Raw genomic sequence first — 25,255 nt, 5'->3', positions numbered from 1 at the left:
GCGGTGCCTGCTTTTCAGAGTTCTGAGGATCTGGCGGAGTTCTTCAAGTGGTTTTATGGTGAGGAGCTTCCGGGTCTGCAGCCGGAGCGTTTTTTCGCTTTGGCGCAGGAGTTGCACCAGGTCGCGGATTCTCTGGATGAGGCGGGTCTTGAGTTCCTGGACGGGGTGCGGACGATCCGTTCCGGGGTGATGGGCGCGGCCGAGGAGGCTTTCGTCGATTCGTCGGAGAATGTGGCGGAGTCGTTGGGGTTGGCTCCGGATTATGTGCGCACGTTGGCGCAGATGATGAATCAGTTCTCGGCGTTGTTCAATTATGTGATCATCACGGTGATGGCGATCACGGCCCTGTTGTTGTTCGAGTTGATCGTCGCGTTGAAGTTGTTCTGGATCAATCCGGCTCATCTGTTGGAGTGGTTGGCGAAGGCGCCGGCGGTTCGTCAGGGTCTTTTCCGGTTGTTCATGCAGCTCGCGGCGAAGGCGAGTCTGGGTGCGGCGTTCAACATTCTGTACGAGTTGTTGGTCGATGTGTTCGCGCAGTTGATGAACCGGGCCAAGCGGTATCAGCGGGGGTGGAACAACAAGAACACCGGTGACGCGGCGGCGTCGGGCGCGTTGGAGAGCCTGGTCGGTGGCCTGTTCGGGCTGGGCGGGTCCGGGATGCGCCGGTTGGGTCGCAACACCCAGGTCGGGGGTAAGAGCGTCACGGAGCATCTCCCGACGGGCAAGGGCGGCAAAGCGCTCGGAGCCGGGGCGGGTCTGGCCGGTAACGCGGGTGAGGAGGTCGCCACCGAGGTCATCGTCGGTGGCATCCTCAACGGTCAGATCGATACCAACATCCTGGGCCCGACGGCGGTGTCGTCGGTGCTCAACGGTGTCACGTTCGCAGGTATCGGCGCCGGCCGGGACGCGATCGGCGGTAGTGGGGGACGACGCGACGACGAGCCGCCGCGCACGTCGAGCACACCACCCCCGGCCACGCCCCCGGCTGCACCCCCGGACACCGTCGCGGACACCGACCCGGTACCCGCGTACGAACCACCACCACCGACGTACGAACCGCCGCCGCCGGCGTATGCCGAGGTCGATCCCGGCGCGGGTACGGGTGCCGGAGCAGGAGTTGCCGCCGGTGCTGGCACGGGCGGTGCGGGTACCGGCGGTGCGGGCACGGGTGGTGCGGGTACCGGCGGTGCGGGCACGGGTGGTGCGGGTACCGGCGGTGCGGGCACGGGTGGTGCGGGCACGGGTGGTGCGGGCACGGGTGGTGCGGGCACGGGTGGCGCGGGCACCGGAACCCGAGGCGAAACCTCGGACGGATCGGCGGGCACCCCCACGACCGGCGGAACCGTCCCGCCCGTTTCCGGCACACCGGACACGCAGACCGGCGCAGAGGTCGGCCCGCAGTCGGGCCTGCCGCCGGTCGTGCAGGTCGACCCCCAGTCGGGCCTGCAGACCGATGTGCCGCCGGGCACGCAGGTGAGCCCTCAATCGGTTACCTCCGTTGGTCCGCAGGCCGGTGGACCGTCGGTTTCGCAGGCCGGGACGCAGGTGGGTCCGGCGTCGGTTTCGCAGGCCGGGACGCAGGTGGGTCCGGCGTCGGGTTCGCAGACCGGGACGCAGGTGGGCTCCCAGCCGGTTTCGCAGACCGGGGTGGGTTCGCAGTCGGGTCCGCAGGCTGGTGGGCGTCCGGTGACGGAGCCGGTGACGGTTTCGAGTGTTCCTGGTGCTGCGGGTGCGGTGGCGGACGTGGTACGCACGCCGACGTCGGTGCAGTCCTCGTCTCCGGGGTTGGCGGTGCCGGCGCGGGTGGACGCGCCACGGCGGTCGGCCGCGTTGTTGGACGCGTCAACGGTGCGGGCCGGTAGTTCTGGTGCCTTGGCGGATACGAGTGCGGGGAGGGTGCGGGGTGTTCTGAACCGAGTGCGGGGTGACCGCGACGGCGCCACTGCTGGGCAGGGTTCGGACGCGTCATCGGCGGTCGCCGGTCAGTTGGGCGGCGGATGGCGCAGCGGTTCGCTGGGTGATCTGGAGCGGTTGCGTCCAGGCTCGGTGACCGCTGTCTGGACGCAGAAGAAACAGAAGAACCGGCCTGCGCAGGTCAACTTTGTCCTCGTGGAGCGCCTCGAGGACGGCCGGTTCGTACAGGTCGAGACGGTGCGGAAGAAGGCGGCCGTCCGTACGGAGTTCGACCTGGCGGGGTGGCGTGGGCCCGGTGACCCGCCGGCGGTCTTCTCCACGAAGTTCGTGGTCTTCACCGATGCCGATGAGTTGGGCCAACTGCCCATCCGCCCGGTGGGTGACGTGTCCCCGGTGGTGATGCCGGCCGGGACCAGAGTGACGCCCGGATCGGTGGCCGCACCGGTGACGAGTCGGCCAGCGGCGGGTGTGCCGGTGGCGGGCACGCCGGGGCAGCGTCAGGCGGTTCCCGGGGTGGTCGGCCAAGGGGCAGCGGGCCGGAGGGCCGCTGTGCCGGGTGCCGGCCCTGGTGCGTCGGTGGGCGGCAGTGGGACCAGGACCCAGCCGAGTCGCAGCGTGCAGCAGACCGATCGACAGCGGTCCGGCCCACAGCAGGCCGATTCGCAGCGGTCCGGCTCGCAGCAGGCTGGCTCCCGGCGGGTTGACGTGCGGCGGGCCGACGCGCGGGCGCGTAGTGAGTTCGGGCAGTTGCCGTACGCGCGGGGTCCACACCCGATGGATCTGCGGTCGGCGCCCGGTGGCAGGCGGGTCGGTCACGCGCCGGGTAATGCGATGTTCGCCAGCTGGATTCACGGAAATCCGTCGGACTCCGAGGCCAGGAAGACGTACCCGTGGTTGGCGGAGGTGAATCCACGAAACGTCTGGTGGCGGCCGGATCGAAAGGTATTCAAGACGAATTGTGTGGTTACGGCGATCGCAACGGACATGTCGTTGCGGACGGGCTTCGGGCACCAGGCGAGTGGCACGGACGACACGTTGGAACAAAACGACTTGATCAACTATCAGCGACAGCAACTCGGGCTTGCCGATGACGCTGAGGCGGTCAGGTATCGCGTCAAGGACATCCGGTCGGTCCGGGAGGCGATCAAGAGTGCCGCCGTACCGGCAAAGCAGCCTGGATCGCGCCGGTGGCAGGGACCACGTGGTCTCGTGGTGGTGGAGACCCCTTCGGATAAGACCGCGCACGTGTTCAACGTGGTCCGGCGATCCGACGGCAAGGTGTACTTCCTGGACGGGCAGACGGGTCGGGCGGCCCGTCTGCCCAAGGGGGAGTACACGATCGACTTCCTGCCGCTGACACCCGACATCCCGCAGCCGAGGGGTTCGGCTCGTGTTCTGGACCTGCAGCGGCGGACGCAGTTCGTGAATGATTTCCAGGCGACTACCCAGAGCCTCGTCCACCCCTGGCTCGATGCTCGGGTCAATAATCCATTCGAGCCGATCAAGAACCCGTTCCTGCGACAGCAGGTCGAATCGGCGCGCGGTGCGGTGGCGGCGGTCAATGCCCTGGACCCGACTGCGGACAACGCACTCTGGTGGGCGCAACTCGACAACGCTCGGGAACGGTTGGCGTCGTTCCGCGAGGCCGTGGGTGGTGGGCGCTCGACGTCGCAATCGGACGCGGCGCTGGCCGACCTGATGGAACGCGTCGATGACGCCCTCGCCGCAGCAACCGCTGAACAGGGGTCGTTCGGGCACCTCACGGTCGAGAACCCGAGCACCGTGCGGGTTGGCGGCGTGTCAGGGGTTGCTGAGTCTCGTACCGGGGGTGCACGGGAGCAGGGTGAGCCGTCGTCTTCGCAGGCCGACCATGCCCCGGCCACCCCGGCCACCCCGGCCACGGCGGTGCCGGACACGGACTCGGTGACCCCGGCCGCCGGCCCGGCGGTGCTGGCGACGGACTCGGTGACCCCGGCCGCCGGCCCGGCGGTGCTGGCGACGGACTCGGTGACCCCGGCTACCGGCCCGGCGGTGCTGGACACGGACTCGGCGACCCCGGCCACGGACTCCGTCACCCCCGCCGCCGAGCCGGCGGTGCCGGCGGCGGATGCGGGCGTGATCGCGGGAGGCTGGAAGCGGAGCAAGCCCGGGCGATTCGAGGCTGGTAGTACGGCCTCCCGGTGGCGGCATGCGCCGAACGAGGCGGAGCGGGAGAAGCTTCGGGAGCTCTCTACCGAGCTGCGGGGCGTGTCGAACGGGACGCAGCGTCCGCACAAGGAGTTGGTGGGCGCGGCGGGACAGTTGCGTGACGCGGGCGCGTTGCGGGATCTGCATGGTGGTGCGCATCGGGGTGAAGTGGTGCTGCGCGACCTCGCCCGGCGTGCCGTGCCGACAGGTACGGCGGAGCAGTTGATGCTGCACGTGCGCTCCAAGACCGGCAAATCCGAGGTGCTGGGCAGTGTGGATCGGGCGGTGCGCAGCTTCGTCGCGCAGCCCGGCATCGCGCAGCCGGGCATCCTGCAGGTGGGTGAGCTGCAGGTGGGCGAGCCGCAGGACGGTGAGCCGCAGGACGGCGTGCTGACGGTGGGCGTGCCGCCGGAGGGCTCGCAGAAGGTCGTCGCGGCTGACATCCAGCGGATTCGGGTGCGGGTGGTTGATCCGGGTGAGTGGGATCTGCCGACGCGCACGAGTGTCGAGGTCGTGTCGGTCAACGGCGAGCCTGAGTTGCGGGTGCGTGGCGACGCCAGCGAGGCGTCGATTGCGATCGGGATGGCCGGCGAGCTGACCCGGTGGGCGTATCAGCGGAAGTTCCCGAAGACCAGCCCCGAGGATCTGCAGGCGCGGTCGTTGTTGGCGCAGCACGAGGCGGTACGTCGGCTGTACTTCCAGGGCCGGCGTTTCGGGTTGCGGCGGGCCAAGCGGTGGGTGAAGACGTCCACCGGCTGGCTGACCGGCGCCGGTCGGGTCGTTCGCGGTGAGTGGGCCCGGATCGACACGCAGCTGCGAGAGCTGCCCAGCCTCAACCAGGACCGGCGCGATCAGCAGGGCGAGCCGGGCCAGCGCGACCAGCAGGGCCAGCCGGGCCAGCCGGGCCAGCAGCCGGGCCAGCAGCCGGGCCAGCAGCCGGGCCAGCAGCCGGGCCAGCGCGACCAGCCGGGCCAGCGCGACCAGTCGGGCCAGCCGGGCCAGCAGCGCGCCGCGGGGTTGAGTGACGAGGTGCGGCAGCAGGTCGCCGCCGCGGTTGGTCGGCGCGAGGGGATCCGCGTTCAGGGTCCGTTGTCGGACAAGCCGCCGTTGGTCGAGCACGTGGTGCGTCGCGGGTGGGCGACGGCCACCGTCCTGCAGACGGCGACCGCCGGTGTGTTGGCGGGTCGGTCACCGGGGTTGATCGCGAACAGCGCGGTCAGCGCTGGTGTCTTCAACGCCACGCAGGCGTACTCCGATGGTGCGGCGGCGAATATCGCCGCCGGTGGCGGGCCGCCGAAGGCCACCCTGGTCGCGCCGAAGGCCGGTCCGGCGGGCCGGTACGACGCGCCGGGCTTCGGGCTGCCGACTCCGCAGCTGACGAAGCGCTTCCCGGCGGCGAGCACGAGTTCGACGGCGGCGTTGCTGATGACCGGTGGCCTGACCGGCAACTGGGAGATCGGCGCCGCCGCCCTGGGCATGCAGGCCGGGCAGAGCCTGGTGGCCGGCGCTGGTTCCGACTGGGTGTTCGACCGGCCGGAAGCGGAAGCCAAGGGCAGATTCGATCATTACCGTAAGCACACCCCGGATCATCGGCGCAACATGTGGGCCGAGATGGCGTATTACCACACCCGGGAGATGTACGAGCGGTGGGTCGAGGCCCGTCGGCGGGAGGCGGCTGACGATCTGGACGGGACGTCGCGTCAGCAGCTGACCGATCTGGCCGCCGAGTTGGACGCGATGGACAAGGCCATCGAGGCGGAAGTCAATAACAAGATCGGCGATCTGAACGCGCGGCGATCGCTGTTGCGGCGGTTCTTTGCGAGTTTCGGGCCGGCCCGGCCGGAGCAGTCGGAGCCTTCGTCGGCCGAGCGGCAGACCTATGACCTGATCGATCGTGGGGTGCCCGAGGGCCGTCCGCAGGTGTGGCACAACGCCACCCGCGTGGGGGTGCAGCACGCCGGTGCGCAGGTCCCGGGGATGACCTTGGCGCATGTCCTCGGTAACGCGGTCGAGTTGGCCGACGCCGGCGTCATCGGTGCGGCGTTGCGCGGTGTCGGCTACGGCGCCGGGTGGAGCCTGGCCAAGGACATCGAGTTCCGCGACGCCGTCGCGTTGGCCGCCTGGGACGCGCGCTACCAGCTGCGCGAGACCAGCAGACTGCTGCGAGCGATGGCCGAGGGCAAGACCGACGTCGCGCTGCTTCCGTTGCCCGACGCGTCACAACGTCCGAACTGGCAGCGGCTTTCCGAGACGGCCGCCCTGGTCCGCCATCAGAAGGAGATCAACCGGGGCATCGGCCGGCCGAAGGAGGCCTATTGGTTCCACCAACTGGCTTACAAGCACATCCCGGCGATGATCGGGCAGAGCGTCGGGTACGGCATCGCCGCCGGAGTGGGCATCCTCGCCGGCGGGCCGGTCGTCCCCGCGCTCATCGCGACCGGCGTCGCCGCGCAGGCCGCGACGGCCGCCGGTGAGACGTTCGTACGCGTCAACGAACCGCTCTATCGGCAGGTCGTGCGTCAGAAGGCCGCCCAGGAGCAGGTCAGCCGGCTCCCCTGGACGACCGACGAATTCGTCGACAACATCACCCGGTACGGCTCCGAGGCGGTAGCCGAGAACAAGAAGATCGTCCCCGTCGCCATCCTGCGGCCAGACCACAACAGAAACATCATCTATCGCTTCGGGGACGCGTCACAGCAGTACCTGATCGGCACCAAGAAGTCAGCAACCGCCGGCTTCCGTCGGTTCAGCTCCCGCATCGCCGACATCGGGCACACCGGCGAACCCCTGCGCATGCTCACCCGCCGCCCCGAGCCCGTTGACGGCCGACGCCAGGACGCCGGCGGCCGGGCCCCCACCACCGTGCGTCTCACCGCTACCGACCGCGCCGCGGTGACCAGGCTCAACGAGATCCTCACCGACCTCGACGCCAGCGCCAACCCCCGCAACACCGCCCGCGAGGACCTCGACCCCGACCGGCTGCGCGCCGAACTCGCCGTTCTCCTCGACGAACTGGGACTACGCACCGAACAGCCGGGTTCAGCGGCCCGCTGGAACGCCGTGGTGGCCAACCTGCGCACCCACCACAACCGCGACGCCGTCGGAAACCAGCATCTCGACGAGCTGCGCGGCATCCGCCTGAACGACCAGGACACCGCCACTGCGGCACCACGCGATGCGATCACCAAGAAGCGAACCACGCAACGCGAACAGCTCTGGTCCGCGATCGACCAGGTCGAACAACCCCCGACCAGGAACCACATCTGGTACGACGTGCTCGCCGACGACCGGCTGCACGTCCGGGTCGAAGGCTCCGTCTCCGCGGCGATCACCGTCACCGCCGACCCTTCGGTGGCGCACGCCAGCATCACCCACCGCCCCGACGACGAGGGCAGGAAGGACCGCACCCCGTACACGCTGAAGGTCAACCCCACCGTCCTGGCCGACCCGAGCAAGCTGGCCCACGTCCTGAGCGGAGCCACCAGCACCATCCGGCACAACCGGCCCGGGTTGCCGCAGAAGCTCTCCCACTACTGGTCGTTCACCGCGCCCATCAACCCCCCGACCGCCACCACCGAATCGACCGCACCCCCGTCCCCGCGTCCGCGACGCCTGACCAAGCCCAACCCGCGTAACCGACAGCAGGACAGGACCACCTTCGGTCGACGCCAGACCCGGACCACCGACGCGCAGACGCGCACCGGACGAGGTGCCCTACCCCACCCGACCGAGTCGCACGAGATGACCAGCCCCACCGACTGGGGTAGGGGGCAGGTCGGTCACGGGTGGCAGCACTCCGGGCTCACCAAAGAGATCAACGGCAACCCGAGTGAGACGGACGTCCAGTCGGCGTACCCGTGGTTGCCGAAGGTGAATCCGAGGCGCGACCAGTCGGGCGGCTTCGCGACGAACTGTGTGATCACCTCTATCGCGACGGACATGTCCTTGCGGGAGGGCACGCCGTTCCAAGCCAGTGACGCCGACGTGTTGCCCGCCCAGGATCTGCTGAATTATCAGCGTCAGCAACTCAAGATCGCGGATGACGCCGAGGGGCGGCTGTACCGGGTCCGTGACATCGCCTCGGTGCGGGAAGCCCTCAGCAGCGCCGCGGAGGGCGAGGCCCGCGGGTTGGTGGTGGTGCGGAAGTCTCCGAAGGAGACGGCCCACGTGTTCAACGTGGTGCGCAACGCCAACGGCTCCGTGTACTTCCTGGACGGGCAGACGGGTCGGCCGGCTCGTCTGCCCAGCGGAAAGAAGGTGACGATCGATTTCCTGCCCCTGACCGCGAACATCGCCAAACCGGACGGGTCGAGGAGTCTCACCGGGAACTGGTTCAACTTCGACGTCGGCGTACGCGGGCAGCGCGGCGAGTCGTCGTTGTCGTCGTCCAGGTCCGCCGCGGGTGCCGTCGGGCACCAGACGCGGATGCGGGACGCGGGTGATGCGGTGGAGTTGATGGCGGAGCGGGTCCGGCCGCTGCAGGAGTATCTGCAGCACGTGGACAGCACCCGACCGGAAGTCGATCTTGTGTTGATGGCGTCCGGTGATCGGGTGTGGGCCGAGGTTCGGGTGCCGGGTCGGGATCAACCGGTCAGCTTCGGTCTGGATCCCACGGGCAGTTCCCTCCTCGACCCGTCGTCGAGGGTGCTCGCGACGATCCGGGTCAGCCCGGCGCAGTTGGCGGATGCGGTCTGGTGCGCCTTCGATAACTCCGGCCTCTGGATGAACTCGCTGCTGGAGGGCAACGCGGAGTTCGTGCGCAGGTTCGCGAAGGCGGCGGTGGGTCATCCGATCACCGACGCGCCGATGAAGGACTCGGTGTCGACGTTCGTCTCGGCGATGACGCCGCACTCCAGCCGGACGTGGTCCGATGCGGCGAACCCGGTCACCAGCTTGGACGGTTCCGACACGAGGCGGCTCGCGTCCGCCAGAGGCTCCCTGGCGTCGAGTGGCGAGCAGGGGAGCGCGGCCCTGTCCTGGGCCCGCTACCAGGTGGCGCTCGACCATCAGCGTCCGGTGGTGGGGCAGTGGCAGGTCACCACCGACACTCAGCGGGCCCAGTTCGGATTGCTCGACTCGTTCGCGGTGCTGGTGGCAGCGGAGTACGTTGCCAACGGCGAGAGCGCGGCGGCGGAGTTGTCCCAGCGCCTGGGGCAGAACTATGGCACGCTCCGCAACTTCACCCTGTTTTCCCCGCCGGGCGCGGAATTCGACCTGAAAGGCTCGCCGCCCCAGGAATGGGTGGAAAAGTTCATCGATCTTGCTCGGCCGTTGCGAGAGCATGTCGAGCGCGAGATCGACAACCCGGCGGACGACATCGAGCTTGTCCTGTTGGCCGCACCGTCCCGGGTGATGGCCAAGGACGTACCGTTCAGTCCGGGGCACGCGGTGGTCGCGATCCGGCTTCCGAACGGAACTCAGGTGGCCCTCGGGTTCTATCCGAACGAAGGCATGTTCGGTGCGAAGGGCGCGATTCACGATGATGGGCGTTACGTGTCGGCTCGGCATGCCCGGGTTCTCGGCACCTACCGCATCAACGCGCAACAGCTCCGGGATGCGTATCTGTTCGCGGCGGAAGGCTCCGACGCGAACTACCACCTGCTGAACAGCAACTGCGTGGTCTTCGCGACGAGGCTCGTCGGGGCGGCGCTCGGACGCCCCGTCGTCGATGCGTCGGTCACCACGCCGAATGCGCTCATCGCCGAGCTCAGCCCCGACTCGGCATCGAACTGGGTGGACAGCAGCACGACGGATCAGGTCAGGCTGCGGCCGCCGTACGGGGAACAACTCGTGTCCTCCCGGGCGTACCTCGACCTGGCAGGGCACCGCACCGACGCGTATCGCGACGCGTTCGCCTGGGCGAAGTTCCAGGTGGCGATCGACCACCAGCGTCCGCTGGTGACGCACGACCCCACCGACCGGCAGATCAGCCAGTTCGCGCTCCTCGACCTGTTCGCCACGCTCGTCGCCGCCGAGTTCCACGCCAACGGCGAAGACGCCGCCAGAGCGCTGTCGCGCTTACTCGGCTACTCCTACGGCACGCTGCGCCAACCGAACCCGCCCGGCAGCACCGTCAGCCAGGTGCTCGGTGCGGACCGTCGGCAGACCCTGTCAGTCGGCCCGCACCCGATTCAGCCGTCCGACGATGGTTCCGAGATCGTCTTCGACGCGGGCGACGCCTTCGACTCCGACGTCGAGCACCACTCCTCCGACCTGGCCGACGCATCCGGCTCTCCGCCGTCGTCGTCGACGCCGTTCACTGTGGCGCCGACGCGGGCGGGAGTCGGGGCGTCCGCGCTGAGCCGGCTGGACGCCCTGGCTGCGGAGTTGTACCCGTCGGGAGTGTCGTCGCTGCCCGGACCGGCGTCGGCGCCTGCGGCGTTCGCCAGCACGGAGCAGTGGGGTAGGACGCCGTCCTGGGCGGCCGTCGACTCGGCGGTGCGGAACGCGGGGCCGGATAGCACGGCGTTCGTGCTGGCGACGCGGCGGGACGGCAGCGAGCACGGCTTCGCCGTGCACCACACCTCGGACGGCGGGATCGTGCGTGTCGACCTGCCCGACGGCTCCCCGCAGATCGCGCGTTCAGATTCTCCGGCAGCGGCACGGGTACTGGTGGTCGACGCACAAGGTGACCCAGTCACGGGAGCACTCCCCTCGACGAGCAACTTCGTCGCCGGGACGTCAGCGGTTCCGGATGATGCGGCGGCGCGTCAGGCGTTCGACTGGCTTGATTCGGTGAATCCGGGCGAGTCCGTTACGAACTGCGTCTTGACCGCAGTGGTATCGGACATGAGCTACCGGGAGTCAGCCCGGATCCTGGCTCCGGTTGAGTCCCGGCAGCCCGAGGCTTATCTGGTGAACTATCAGCGGCAGCAGCTGGGCCTGTCGGATGAGGCCGAGCCGCCGGTCTTCCGGACGGACCCGAGGTCGATCCGGCAGGCGATGGAGCGGGCCGGGGACGGCGCGCGGGGCATCGTTCTGGTGCGGGCCTCGACGCCGGGTGGTGGTGCCACGACGGCACATGCCTTCAACGTGATCCGGCATCAGGGTGAGGTCGTCTTCCTCGATGGGCAGCGGGGTGGTCTGGCCCACCTGCCGGAAGGCTTCAACGAGTGGATTTTCCTTCCGCTGACCGGAGACATCCCCGAGCCTGGGAACTCTGATCGGGTCGCGTCGTCGGAGTTGAACGGCGAGGCGGGCGCTATCGGTCTGGAGGGTGAGGAGAACACCGCCGTCATCTTCCCGCCGGGTGCGGACCTGCCACACACCGGTAGCGTGTTGGCGAGGAGGAAATCACGCCCCGATGTTGAGCCCTTCTATGACATCGAAGCAACGGTGGACAAGCGCCAATTCTTCGTTGACGACGTGGATGGATTGCTATACGAAGATCCTTTCCTGGACGAAGATTCCGGTCTCCGGATGCGCAGCGGTGCGTGGGAAGATGTCTGGATCATCGAGACCGTCACCAGTCCGACGAGAGTCACCGCAGGTGACGCCGGAAGAGTAAATTGGTCTGATGTCTATTCCGGGTACCGGGAAGCTCTGTCGCGGACATTCGGAGCGCCACGGCTGAACCGGAAGGCGCCGGGGGCGGGTCTGCCAATCGAGGATGTCTACCGTCCCGAGGACGGTTGGGATATCACCCAAATGGGCAAGGGCGTCCAGTTGTTTGGGACTCACCCGACTGATCGCCTTTACGCGCAGTGGACCGTCGGTGTTCCGCTCGACGACGGTCTCGGCTTCGTGCAGTGGCTGCTGGAAGACGACCGTACCTTCATGCCGCTTCAGCGGCAGCTTCTGGAAGCTGGCTTGGAATTTGGTCGCACGGTCACCGCTGGCTACCTCGGCGTGCCGCCGGGCGATGTGGATAAATACCGGGACGCTCCTGGTGTCTCAGCGCTCTGGTCGTTCATGACGCACACCTACACGCACGCCGCAGCTCTATTCGTTGATGCAAACTATGATTCTTTCGGTCTTACGAAAAACCTGCTCGCGGTTGGTGTGCGGAACCCACTTTCGGTGATCAGGGCAGGACAGCGACCTGAGGTTGGCGTCTACCTTGAGTCTCAAGCCGATTCGATCAAGGCTGCTTTTGTCGCCGATTTAACCGAGCGCCGTGCGAGGCTTGACTACTCCCTTCGTAAGAATCACTTGGCCAAACCTCGAGCGATCAGTGATGATCGCGTTCTCGACGTAGCTCCACCTGGCGAGGAATTCACCGTCGGTGATTATCTCGACAATGCGCTTCTTGACGAACCCGGCATCATCCTGACGCAATACCAAGCCGTCGGATTGAACAACAATGAACACGCCTTCCTTCGTCTCGACACCAACCAGGGGCGCCTGGAGAAGTCGGTAATCTACGAGGTTCGGAACTTCCGGCGCCCTGAGGTGACGCCGGCGGAGATCGATGTTCATCGGCGTGAGCTCGTCGATCACATTCGTAGGCTCCGGGATCAGCGCGAGATGGCCAGCCGAGTGCCTTCGGGTGGTCCGGGGCAACAGGTTTCCCCGTCCCGGGGGCCGGGCCCGGTGCGGCCGACGTCGCCGCCCAGGCGTGCGGCGCGGCCGTTGCCGCCGCCGCCCGGCACGTCTGGAACGCCTGTCACGGCTGGTGCGACGACGGGTTCCCCCCTCAGCGCTGCCGACGAACGCATGCGACAGGCGCAGCAGCGGTCGGCTCTGGGACCGCTGCCGTATCCGTTGCCGGTCGCCGGTGTGGTCACCGACGCCGAGTTCAACAACGGCGAGTATCCGGATTCGCTGGACCCGTCGCGTGTGACGGGTCGGGGTGGTGGGCTTCCTCCTGAGGCGAGGGCGCCGAGGCGCCTGCCACCGCCGCCGCGCGGCCTTCCGGCACCGCCGCCGCGTGGCCTTCCGGCACCGCCGCCGGTGTCGGCGCCGCCGGTGTCGCCGCCGTCGGGTGGGGTTGCGGCCACCGTCGCCGGTGCCCCGACGGCGGGTGCGCAGCGCGCTCCTCAGGGCGGTGAGCGCAGGCGAGGTGAACGGGGGCCGTTGCCGCGTCCGCTTCCGAGTACGTCCGGCCTTCAGCCGGCCGGGTCAAGTGGTACCGGTGCGCCCGTACCGTTGACGAATGCGCCGCTCAGAAGCGCTGCCTTCGTGGCTGAGGTCAACGCCCTTCTGCCTGGTCTCGGGCGCCCGGGGGCTGTGGATGCGCAGACGGTGTCGAACCACGCCCAGGTGGTGGAGTCCCAGCTTGCGGGGCGGTGGGGCCAGCGCGAGCTAGCGCAGAAGACGGCATTCCACATCGCGCACGGAGAGTTTCCCCGGCTTCTGGGCGGCGCCCCTCAGGCCAGCGGCAGCGGCAGCGGCAGCGGTCATTCGTCCTCGGGGATGCCTGACCGCGACGACGCTGACGCGCTCTCTGACAACTCGGACGACGCGTCGGAGGCCTCAGCCTCCCTCCGGTCGGATTCTGATTCGGACCAGAGTGACGATGCCGTCGTGCGGGTTGAACTTCGCGTTGTCGAGGGCAGGCTGGTGGTGCCCGCTGCCGCCGAGGATTCCCTCATCCGGCCGGTGCGTCGATACGCCGAGCAGATGTGGCGCGACCGTGACGAGCCGGGGGCCGGGCCGGCGCTGCACTACTACTACCATCCGTCGATCGAAGAGCCTGGGGGAACGACCCACGTACAAGCCGTCGAGCGATGGATTGTGGGCGAAGTCCGGCAGCGGCTCCAAGATCTAGCGTTGTCCTCCGGTGTAGTCGACAACGAAGAAGACGCACGTGACTTGGCCGCGGAGTTGTCGGAGGACGTGTTCGGCGTTTCCCATCCTGATTCGGACGTGTCGGTGGGGCCGCTGTTTGTCGACTTCGGTGAGGTCTCTTCGCCGTCGAGCACCGACGACGATCCTGCGATGTCCGACAGCTCGGACATTGACGAAGCGGGCTCGGCGTCGGATTCGAGCGCCGACGTCATGGTGCGATTCGAGACCGATGGCTCTGCGGTCGGCAGTAGGCCTTCGATGACCAGTGCCTCTGCCGACGCCCTCGCCTCGCGCATACGGCCACTCGTCGAGTATGGATGGCGGCGTCGTCTGCATGGCGGACAACTGGGCCTTAACATCACCTACCACTGGTCCCTCGTCGCCGATGAGCGCTCGGTCGACGGGCACGCACCTGACCATCGGGCGATCGACGACACCGGCCTGGCTTTCACGGCGCAGCAGTGGATTCATGACGAGGCTGAGCGGCAGCTTCAAGAGCTGGTGTCGTCCGCAGGGATGGTCTACGTCGAAGAAGACGGCCGACAATTCATCGCAGGTTCGGCGAGCGTTCGGTTCTCTCCCGACTCACGCATGCCAGTCGGGTCCGTGCTGGTCGAATTCGACGACGCCGATGCGCGGACCGCTTCGGGTGGTTCGGAAGAAATCTCCGCCGACGATGCCGACGAAGCCCTCGTGTGGTGGCCGGATTGGGAGGAAACCGCAGGCACCACCGTTCCCGGTGCGGCGGGGCCGATTGGCGGCCCGGCGGGCACGGTTCAGCCGGCGAGCGGGGATGCTGCGCTGCGTCAGCCTCTGCGTCGTGTGGGCAGCCGGGTCTGGGTGGTGCCACCGCCGTTCGAGACCGACGGGCAGCGAGCGTTCGTGGCCCCGGATGGGGTGCCCGACGATGTCGTGCTGGTCGGCGCTGTCGTGCGCGAGCTACGCGGCGAAGCGGTGTTGCTGGGGTCTCACGCGACCGGTGGACCGCTGACTGCGGAACGTCTCCTCAATCAGTTGTCGCTCCGGGACGGCTTCCAGAGGGCGGTCGACGAGGACGGGAACCCGAGCGCGACTGATCTGCGGGTCCTCGTCCTGGTGTTGCACGGCCCGGAGGACGCGGTAGAGCGATTCGGCCGGAGTCTGCACGCCGAGATTGTTGACCGGCAGTACTGGGGCAGCCCGACGCCCGTCGGGCTGGTCATCGGCTCGTATCTCGGGCAACAACTGATCTGGCGGCCCTACCTCGACCACGAACGTGGGGAGCCAACTGTCTCACCGCACGACTCACTGACGGTGGCGAGGAATTTCGGCGTCGACGTGTCGGCGTTGGTGTACCGACGCCTGGCGGGCGAGGGAGTTGACCTCGATGATCTGATCCTGGCAAGTCTGGTGCAGGCGCGGTTGGGATGGGATTCGGTCTGGGACTCGCCACCTGCGCCGCCGTACGGGCCGGCCGATTCTCCTGCGGTTCTGCCCAGTGCCCTGGCAGAGGTGAGGGTGCCGCTGCCTGCGGGTCTACCCGGCCCTGCGGTGCTCAGTGAGGTGCGGGGTTGGTTGCGGGACGGGCGAGTGCTGCCGGTGGTGCCGGCGGGTGAGCGCACGGTGTCGGTTCGGGTCGGTCCGGGACTTGTCGCGCCGGTCTATCGGCTCCCCGCCACTGCCGACCATCCCTCCCAGGAGGTGTTCGTTCTTCACGGCACGGGAACAGGGGCGCAGTTCAGGGGGTACCTTCGGGCCATCCCAGTCTGGGTGAATCAGTTCGACGACGGTCTGGTGGTCGTCCCGACCATCGCGTCCGCGGCTGACCTGGGCCTTGACTACCTCTCACCCTCTGTCGAGGACCGACTCGTCGTCGAGCCGGGGGAGTTGAGCGAAGATGGCACGAAGATACGGAATTCGGCGCCGCGCGATCGTCGGGACGCGACGTGGCTGACCGCCGACGACTACCACCAGCGTCTGGTGCGTGGCCGGGCCGGGAGGCCCCCGATTGTGGTGCTGATCCGACCGTTCCAGTCCGCACACACAGCGCGCAACGCTCCCTTCATCGCTGACCTCGGCCGCCACGTGCTCGTGCTGTCGTCGCATCGGGAACGGCACGGGGGGACGCGAGAGCGCAACGGCGACGCGGTCCAGCCAGGGCGGCGCCGGTGGACGCTCCGGCGGCCCGGCATCGGGCGGGTTCGTGGGCGCGAGTCCGACAGCCTCCTCACGACGTTGTACGAAGCGGCTCACGAGGACTCGCTGGATCTCGACGCGGCGATGAACTCGTTCCTGAGGCAGACCGTGGAGCCTCGTGACGTGGCGTTGGCGCGCCGCGCCTTCTTCCTGGGAGAGCGTCCGACGGGCAGTGCGGTGACCATCCGCCTGGAAGTCGGCGCAGGGCAGGTCGAGGAGTGGCTTCGTACCTCGCCCCGGGCGGTGGTCGTCCCCAACCTCTCCGCGCGCGACGACCATTTCTCCCGGCGGGAACTGTCCAACCGGTTCTCCGGTGTCAGTATCACGATTCCCGCGCGGTATGTCGCTATCCCTCCCGGCAGGCCGGGCTTGTACGTGCTCGACACCGCGGCGTTGGCGAATGATCTGATCTCGATCGAACCTGCCCCGGGTGAGCGCTCGCGTCACATCGTCAATGTGCGCGGAGACGATCCTCCGGCGTACGAGGTGGGGGTGCCGGGTGGTGTGGACGTTCCTTCGCAATCCATCTTGGACGTGGTCAGCGATTCGCTGCCACCCGTTGCGGTCGAAGAGCCTCGAACTTTGGCGGAGGATCTCAGGCGGATACGACGGTCGCTAACGAACCTGGGGGCGCCGCCGCGAGCTCTGGAGGCTACCGGCACGCAAGCTTCGCTGGCGGACCTTCAGTCGCTGGCTGCCGGGGCGGTGACGATGGTACTGGCGACGTCGTCAGTTGGTGAAGAGCAGCTTTTCCTGGTGGTCCGGGAGGCCGACGGCCGGATCTACCTGATTGACGGAGATGCTCCCGCAGATTCTCCGGGCCGGTTCGTCGATATCACGGACGCTGTCGATGACGCGCAGTCGCCGCCGGCGGTGCTGGCGGGTGGACTGGAGCTGAATTTCGATGCCGGTGGTGGGCTGAGGCAGTTCGAGATTATCGATCAAGTTGTGCGGTCGCGCGTCGTTCAGGAAGGGCTCGACCGTGACGATTTCGTGAGCGATCTACGGGCCGGGTTGGCGGTTCCTGCGGGTGTCATCGCTTCCCAGGATCGACGTAACCACCTGGCGCGGGTCGAGAGCGCGATCGCGTGGTGGTTGGGCACGCCGCCCGGGGAGCGGCTTGACGGGTTGTTCACCGCGGTGCGCAGTCTCGAGGCGCGGCTCGGGCTGGGCGGGCCTGACCGGCCTTCGCTGCTGGACCTGCAGGACATCGCCGACGTGCTGGTCGGCGTCCACGAGGCGACGGACGCGGTCGGTCGGACCTTGACGGGTCGGGGCCTGGACCGCATCGACATGGCACTTCGGGCGCTTGACGATCTGTCCAACGACCTGCGGCATGTGCAGTCGCCGTCGCGGGACGTCGAGGAACACCTGCGGCAGGCGCGGCACTTCGCGCAGGCCCTGTCGTCCCAACTCGAGTCCGTGCGTGGTCGCCGGGGCATGCTCGAGGCGTCGGATGAGCGGCAGCAGGTCCGTGTCCCCGAGGGGATCCCCGACGCCGAGTTCGTACGCCAGGTCAATCGTCGCCTGGCGCGTCTGCGGCATCCTGCGGCGAGCCCGACGCGGATCGCCGAGGCACGCACCGCGGTTGAGTCGGCTCGCGGGAGGCGCCAGCCTGAGCACGACGTGGCGTACTGGACGGCCCAGCTCATCAAGTTCGGCGACCTGCCGGGGCTGGATGGTGGAAGCCGCCGCGCCGATTCCGGGGGGCAGATCCCCGACCTGGGCGGTTCCGCTGCTGGCCCGAGCACGGTGGCCGGTCCGCAGGGATCGTCGGTTCTGGGTGAGCAGACGGTTGATGATGCGGGTGTCGGAGCTGAGGGGGAGCAGGACGAAGCGTCCGAGTCGTCCTCTGACCACGGCGACACGCCGGGCGGGGAGCAGGAGTCGGACTCCGACTTGGACTCGGCGGAGCAGGAATCGGACTCGGACCGAAGCTCTGATAGCGATGAGTCCTCCTCCTCTGGGCCTCGGCAGCTCCCGCCGGTGCAGGCGGCGACGTTTGCGGAGTGGTCTCGGGAGCTGGAGTTTCTGTTCGGGGACCTATCGGGTCCGGCGCTGGCGTCGAGGTGGGATGCCGATACCGTCGGTAACCCAATCACAGATTCGTCGCATGATCAGATCATTCTCCGCAACACGAAGGTGTCCTGGCGTTTCATGTTTGGTGCCGGTACCGGTACCGACGTTGTCGCCACTCGCGTCGTTGGCTCGATGCCGGAGGACATGCTCTTCGGCCGGGAGTTCGAGGACCTTCTCGCCGATATGAAAAAGGTTGACCCGACGCTGACCCCGGAGGCGCTGCGGAGACAATTACGAGCTGGTGATTCAGCTGTCGGTGTGGAATTTGACGATCAGGGTCGCGCCGTGGTCAGTCCGGCCTATTTCGCGGGCGAGCTTACATACGACGAGCAGGCTGGTGAGTGGACGGTCAGTGACCGTTCCAGCGCGTACATGGACCCGTCGGTCCGTGACTATGCATTGGATCGGGATCGGCAGTGGTGGTTGTCGAACGTCGCCGCCGTGTTCAACCGCCGCCTGGGGACGTCGGTTCGCGCGCTGCCGCCGGCTTCGGGCCCGTCGTCTGCGCCGGACCGGCTGAAGGTCATAGACGAGGACCGGATCCGGTACGTGGAGCGGCAGGCGCAGGCGATCGCAGCCCGCTACGAGGTATTCGAGGATGACCGAGCGGAGATCGCGGCAGCCGCCGAGGAGGTGCTGCTCGACGTGAACGCGCCGGTGGACGCGGCGGTGACGGCCGCGGCGGAGAGGGCACGGCAACTTGGTATGGATGCGGCCGGGCCGCTGGCGCCGCCCCAGAACCCGCCTACAGCGGAGGAGGAGCTAACCCGGAGTCGGCAACGGCAATCGGCGATGGCCCACGGATATCTCGATGTCAGGATGCTTCGGCGGATCCGCAACAAGCTGTTCGCCGACGCCGGGTCGGACCTGCCCGAGATCACGCCAGACAGCCAACAGGCCAGCGCCATGGTGCATACCTTCGTCTACAAAGGACGCGTCAACGACGTGGCCGACGACGTACTCGATAGTCGTTCGGCTGCGCATGAATGGGCGCTGGCTGCGGGCGACGCCGTCACAGACGCGATGGAAAGCCTCTCCGGCTCTGACAGCACCGAATACCCTGGCACCGTCTACCTGCAGGTGCGCGACGATAGCCTCGGGTTGCTGCCGCCCGCGGGCGAGGTGCTGACGCTTCCGGGTGCGCTGCCCGCCACGACCACGCCACCGACGCCACTAGCCGGATACAGGGTGCTGAAGCTGACCGTGCGCGACGCGGTGAGCCTGGTGGACGTCAACATCGACGATGCGGTGCTCATCCGGGCGGATACCCATTTCACCATCGAGTCGATCGGTTCGGATGAAGCGGTCCTCAGTGCGATTCCGAGCCCGCGTATGGCGTCGGTGGATGGCCCGGCCGTTTACACCACCACCCGGACCTTGACTGTCGGGGTGACCCATGCGGGGACGCGCCTTCAGCTTCCGCGGATGTCCGCGGTCCCGGACAGAAGCCTTCTGGCTCCTGGCAACGACAACGTCACCCTCATCGTGCATCCGCTGGCGCCGCCACCGCTGAACGGGGAGCCAGTGTCCTTGGACCCACGCGCCAGTTACGAGGTGCACTCAAGCAAGCGGGACGAGACAACTGACGGGAAATGGGTCGTCGAGCTGTTGGAGGTGTCCGGGCCGGCACGCACCGCATGGGGCCAGCCAACCGAAATGCCGTGGCTGCCGCTGCGAGAAGGCGGGCCGTTGTCCACCGCCGAGGCGATGGCGTGGCACGACGAAAAGCTGGTGACCCAGGCGCAAAGCACCCGGCTACGCGCGCAGGGGCTACGGATGGTGCCTTCGGCGCTACTCGTCCAGAGTGGTGACCTGAACTCGGTGATGAACGCGAGCCTACCGCCGGCGGAGCACCGCACCGACTGGCGCGACGTCATTCAGGCGAACATACCCGCTCTTCAAGCGCGTGCTCAGGAGCTCGGGTTGCCGCCAGGTACCGATCTCGAGGAGATGCTGGATGGTCCGGAAGCGGTGGATCTGCTGCCGGCCCTGCTTCTCATGACCTTTCCTCATCTCTCGTTGGTGGTCATTCGTCCAGATGGATCTCTCGTGCGTTTCCGGTATCCGGGCCCGCAGCAGCAGTCGGAGATGGTGCTGGTGCAGACCTCAGCTGGGCTGCGGCCAGCGTTGAATGAACGGAGCGTTGTCGCCAGCGAGCCGGGCACGCCAGAGTCATATGAGCCGAGGTCCCAGATGGCGGATGCGTGGTTGATCGACCAGGCGTTCCACGTGTCTCCAGAAACTGTGCAGCTGGTGAACGGGTACCTCGCTGACCGGCACCGTCACCCGGTGAGCCCGGCTCGGATAGTGCAGGCGCGCAGTGCGCTTGAGCGGCGTAGTGGCGCGTTTGTGGTCAACGATCCGCAGCTGATCGCTGATCACATCCTCGACGCCGACAGTCTGTCGGTGCCGAAGTCGGACCTGCCCAGCCAAGCCTCGGTCGGGGCCAAGGCCTGGGACGCAGAGCTGGACCTCCGGTTCGGCGACCTGGCGGGTCCGTTGTTGGTGAAAGAGGGGGAGCGTGATGCCAGCGGTGAGGTTCGGGTCAATTCGTTCTTCTCGTCGTCGCTGGCTGATCTGTCGCCGTCGGTTGTCCGTGACAACCCGCAGGCGTACTGGAATTTCGCGGTTGGCGCGGACGGTATCATTCGGGTCGGTGGCGAGGTGCCGGAAGCGTTGATTTCCGAGCCGGCGCTCGAGCAGCTTCTGACCGGCATACGGGAAGCCGACCCCACGGTGACCCGCGACCACTTCGACCTTGGGCACCCGACAGTCAGTGTCGAGTTTGATGATCAGGGCCGGACCGTGGTCAGTCCGGCCCGTGTCGCTGGTGAGTTGCGTTACGACCAGGCGCGCGCTCAGTGGATGGTCAATGACGTCTCCGGCCGGTACATGTCAGAAGGCGTGCGTGATCATGCGCTTGGGCGGGACGTGCAGTGGCGGTTGTCGAACGTAGCCGACGCTTTCAGCCGCCACCTGGGGGTGCCGGTTGGTGTGGCGCCGGTGATGGCTTCTACTTCGGACTGGATGCCCGACGCCGCGGACCGGGCTCGGGACGTGCGGCGTCAGGCGGAGGCGATCGCTGCTCGGTATGTCGGTGCGTCCGACGCGGAAAGGGACGAAATTTCCAACGCCGCGGCGAGTGTGTTGTCTGACCCTAATGCACCGGTTATTGGGGCAGTGCAGGCCGCCGCGGCGAGGGCGCAGGCACTCGGCGTGCCCGCGGCACCGGAATTGACGGCGCCCGTGACACCGCCCACGGCGGCCGATTCTCATGCCCGCGCTATTCAACGTCAACTGGGGGTGGCTCGCGGATATCTCGATGTCAGGCGTGTTCGCCAACGCCAGGCCGATTTCCGAAGCCGACGGTTCCGCGGTGGGGTGCCCGGCAATCCCCAGTCGGAGGCGCAGTGGTTGCGGCAGGCCACCGCTTTCACTTTTCTGAATCTGCCAGCAGAAAATGTCTTCCATGATGTAGTCAATCAACGGTCGCCCATGCATGAGGCCGCATTGGCCGCGGGTGACGTCGCCAGCGACGTCGTGAAGGAGGACGACAACTGGGCACATCAGCGAACCGTTTATCTGCAGGTTCGTGCCGGCGACGTACCGGCCGACGGCGAGGTGTTCACGACGCCGGGCGCGCTGGTCGCCGCTGAGGTGCGGCCGGACCCCGCATCGGATCATGTGGTGCTTGAGATGCAGGTGCGGTCCGCAGTGGGCACGACGAGCGACTTCAGGCTTGGCGGCGTGCTCATCTGGCCGGGCAGCCAATTCGAGGTAGACGCGTCTGAGCGCGACGAGCCGCTCCTCGTTGAGTTACTGGGAACACACGTCGCGTCCGTGGATGGCCCGGCTGTCTACCTCACCACCCGGGTACTGGACCTCGGCACCCCGATCGAGGGCGATCGAGTTCAGCTTCCGGCGACGAGAGCGTCGCGGACCGAGCAAGATCTGACGCCGGGTGATGGCAACATCACACTTGTCGTGCACCCGCTGGCACCGCTGCCTCCGGGGGAGGGACCGGTGTCGCTGGACCCACGCGCCAGCTACGAGATCAGTTCCATCGCGTGGGACGACGATGGCCGGTTGCGGATCGAACTGGTGGAGGTGTCCCGGTCGGCGCCGGATGAGCGGGCCAACAAGCCGACTGAAATGCCGTGGATGTCGTTGCGGGCCGAGGGGCCCCTGTCGTCGGCTGAGGCCCGGGTGCCGCAGGACGCGGACCTGGTGACGGCGGCACAGACCACCCGGCTGCGCTGGCAGGGCTGGCGGATGGTGCCGTCGGCCTTGTTGGTCGAGGGTGACCTGAACTCGGTGTTGAACGCTGCCGGCGTGAACGGCGTCAGGGATCATCGGGACTTCCTGCGCGAGCGCATCGCAACCCGTGGTCTGTCTGCTGTGAACTTCGGGTTGCCGGCGGACGCGGATCTGGCCGCGATGCTGGACGGTCCGGAGGCTACCGACCTGGTGCCGGCTCTGCTCGCCATCTCTTACCCGCTCTCGGTGGTGGTTGTTCGCCCGGATGGTTCCCTGCTGCGGTTCGCGAACCCGGAGAATCCCCACGCACCGTCAGTGGTGCTGGTCCAGACGTCGCGTGGGCTGCGGCCGGCGTTGGCGGACAGCATGGTGGTGGCTGCCGAGCCAGCGACCCCGCAGTCGTACCAACCTCGTTTTCAAATGGCGGATCCGGCGTTGGTGAACGCCGCGTTCCAGGTGGAACTGGAGGCGGTGCGGGAGGTCAACCAGCACCTGGAGCGTCTGCAGCATCCTGCGGTGAGTCCGGCCCGGATCGTCCAGGCACGTACCGAAATCCAGGAACTCGACGGCCTGCCGGCAACTCCCGAGGACCTGAGCCAGTCGGTCGCCGGAGACATCCACCGTGGTGGCGGAGTCTCCACCACGGAGCCGGTGCAACCGGCGGGCGCGGTCCCTGACGCCGACTTCGTCAGCCAGGTCAATCGGCACCTTTCTGGCGAGTTCGGCCACGACGAAGTGAGTCCGGCCAGGGTCGGCGAGCACATGAGGTTGGTGGCTGGCCGGGCGCCGCGGGGAAGCAGTGGGTTGGCGTACTGGACGGCTCATCACATCAAGTTCGGCCACACGCCGGGGCTGAGTGGTGGGAGCCGCCGTGCCGACTCCGGAGGGCGAATTCCCGACCTCGGTAGTTCCGCCGCGGGCCCGAGCATGGCGGCGAGTGCCGGGCTTTCGCCGGACGATCTGAGAATCGTCCTGACGATCAACGATGACGGCCATGGGGAGGTGACCTTCGGTCGGAATGGTCCTCATCAACTGGACCCTGAGCACCCTGCGCACACATTTGTGCTACGCGAACTGATCGCAGCCAACCAAAGGGGCGGGCGCATCAGTCGACCGGTACTCAGCGAACGCCTGCAGGACGCCTTCGGGCCGCGTATCGACGTCGACCCGTCCATCCGCTATCTCAATAGTCTGGCAAGGGCAGCTGGCGTCAAGGGTAAGCTCATCCAGAGCGTACCCACAAAAGAGGGGACGACATGGGCGCTGAATGCGCCTGCGGCGATTTTCTCCGTCCCGTTGGCATCTAGCATCTCCGCAGTGAGTGACGCCGCGGGAAACGTGTCAATTCGCCGCCCGGATGGGTACGTGCCGCTGAATCTTCCGCAGTGGCAGACTCTGCGGGTTCTCACCTACGCCAAGGGTAAGCCGCTCACCCGGGAAGACATTCTGGCGAAGGCAACCAAGGGGCATTCGCTCTTCTCGGGCACCCGAGATATGATGCTGGGCTGGCTTAACGAGTTGACCACCATCCTGGGGCCCGGATTTGTGTTCACCGACGGGGCGCGGTGGTGGATGGAGCCCTACTCGTGGCGCCGGGTCGCGCCTGCCGCCCCCCATCCCCGATCCGGGAGCATGGCTGCTCCGGTGGCTGGCCCGGTTGCTGCTCCGGCGGCTGGCCCGGTTGCTGCTCGGGTAGCTGGCCCGGCTGCTGGCCCGGTTGCTGGCCCCGTGGTGGCCGTGGACCTGGACATCTTTTCGCACGTCGTTGAGTCCGACGACGGATCCTTGTTCGGCGGCGACGAGAGCAACGAGGGATCAGTGGCCGGCGACGAGAATCCGGAGCTCGACGTCCGGTCACCGGGTCTCATGTCCCGGCCTGCCGGCAGGCCCCTCAATGACTACGCCGATGTCGCGAACCAGATCGTCCTGGCCTCCTCTGATGGTTCGTCGGCGAGGCCAGCGCCACCCGGGGTGCAGATCCGGGTGCCCGCTGATGGGTGGTGCCTGCTCAGCTCCGCAGTGATGTCCGCGCCGGAGCAGGTTGCTGCACTGCTGAGCCAGCGGGACGTCACTGCTGATCAAGGTGACATCGACGCCGATCGCCGGGCTGTCGGTTGGCTCATGAACCTCGCCCAACACAGGAACGAACCACTCTCTCTGACGCGAGCCACCACCGATGCGTCCCTTCGCTTTGTGGTAGGCAGAGCCGCCACCCGACTGGCGCGTATGCTACGCAGTCCCGAAGCATTCAACGTCGACCCGCAGATATTCCCCCGCCGAACGATCCAGGGAGCGCGGAGGCTTCGCGTCAACGCGACGGATCAAACCGTCGGGGCCCCGATTACGGGCGACGATCGCAGCAGCCTCGCATTCCTTGTGGAGCGGTGGGGCGAGACCTGGAACTTCAGCTACGGCGATGGATATATCTACCTCCTTGCCAACGCGCTTGGCGCACCCATACGTGTCTACAGTGAGGGTGGCAACCACGTCATCGAGCCAGACCCGCCAGTCGGCCCACCCCGACCAGAATTGCACCTCTGGCGAGCCGGCAACCATTTTGACGCAATAATCACCAACCCGTCACACGGTCCTGACCATCGTTTCCATCCCGTTCCGCAGGAGTTGGCGCGAGAGACGTACGGGAGCCTGCCCGTCAATCCCAAGGGGCGATGGGTCAGGGTTTTCGACGCCGAGTACAAGCGGCGGATTCTGGCCGAGTATGAGCAGCTGGACCTGAAAGGTAAGCGTGAGCTGCGTGCGCGCGAAGATCTGACCGTGAATCAGCTCGCACGTTGGAAGGCGCGGCAGAAGGAAGATTCCGCTCGGCGTACTCCGGTCGGGGATGCCGTTGCAGACAGCCATGACGGCCCAACCGGACGGGGTGGGGCTTTCTGAGTGTCCCCTGGGGCAGACG

General features: G+C 67.5%; 1 protein-coding gene. It reads left to right on the top strand.

Annotated features, from left to right (window positions below):
- The first annotated feature begins 3 nt into the window (after positions 1–3).
- Positions 4–25,236, top strand: coding sequence for a toxin glutamine deamidase domain-containing protein (locus EV382_RS13130; RefSeq protein WP_130401877.1), 25,233 nt, complete (start codon positions 4–6; stop codon positions 25,234–25,236).
- The last annotated feature ends 19 nt before the right edge of the window (positions 25,237–25,255 follow it).

It is taken from the genome of Micromonospora violae, assembly GCF_004217135.1.
Taxonomy (GTDB): Bacteria; Actinomycetota; Actinomycetes; order Mycobacteriales; family Micromonosporaceae; genus Micromonospora; species Micromonospora violae.
Note: the sequence above shows the minus strand (reverse complement) of the source record. Positions and strands in the feature narration are given on the sequence as shown.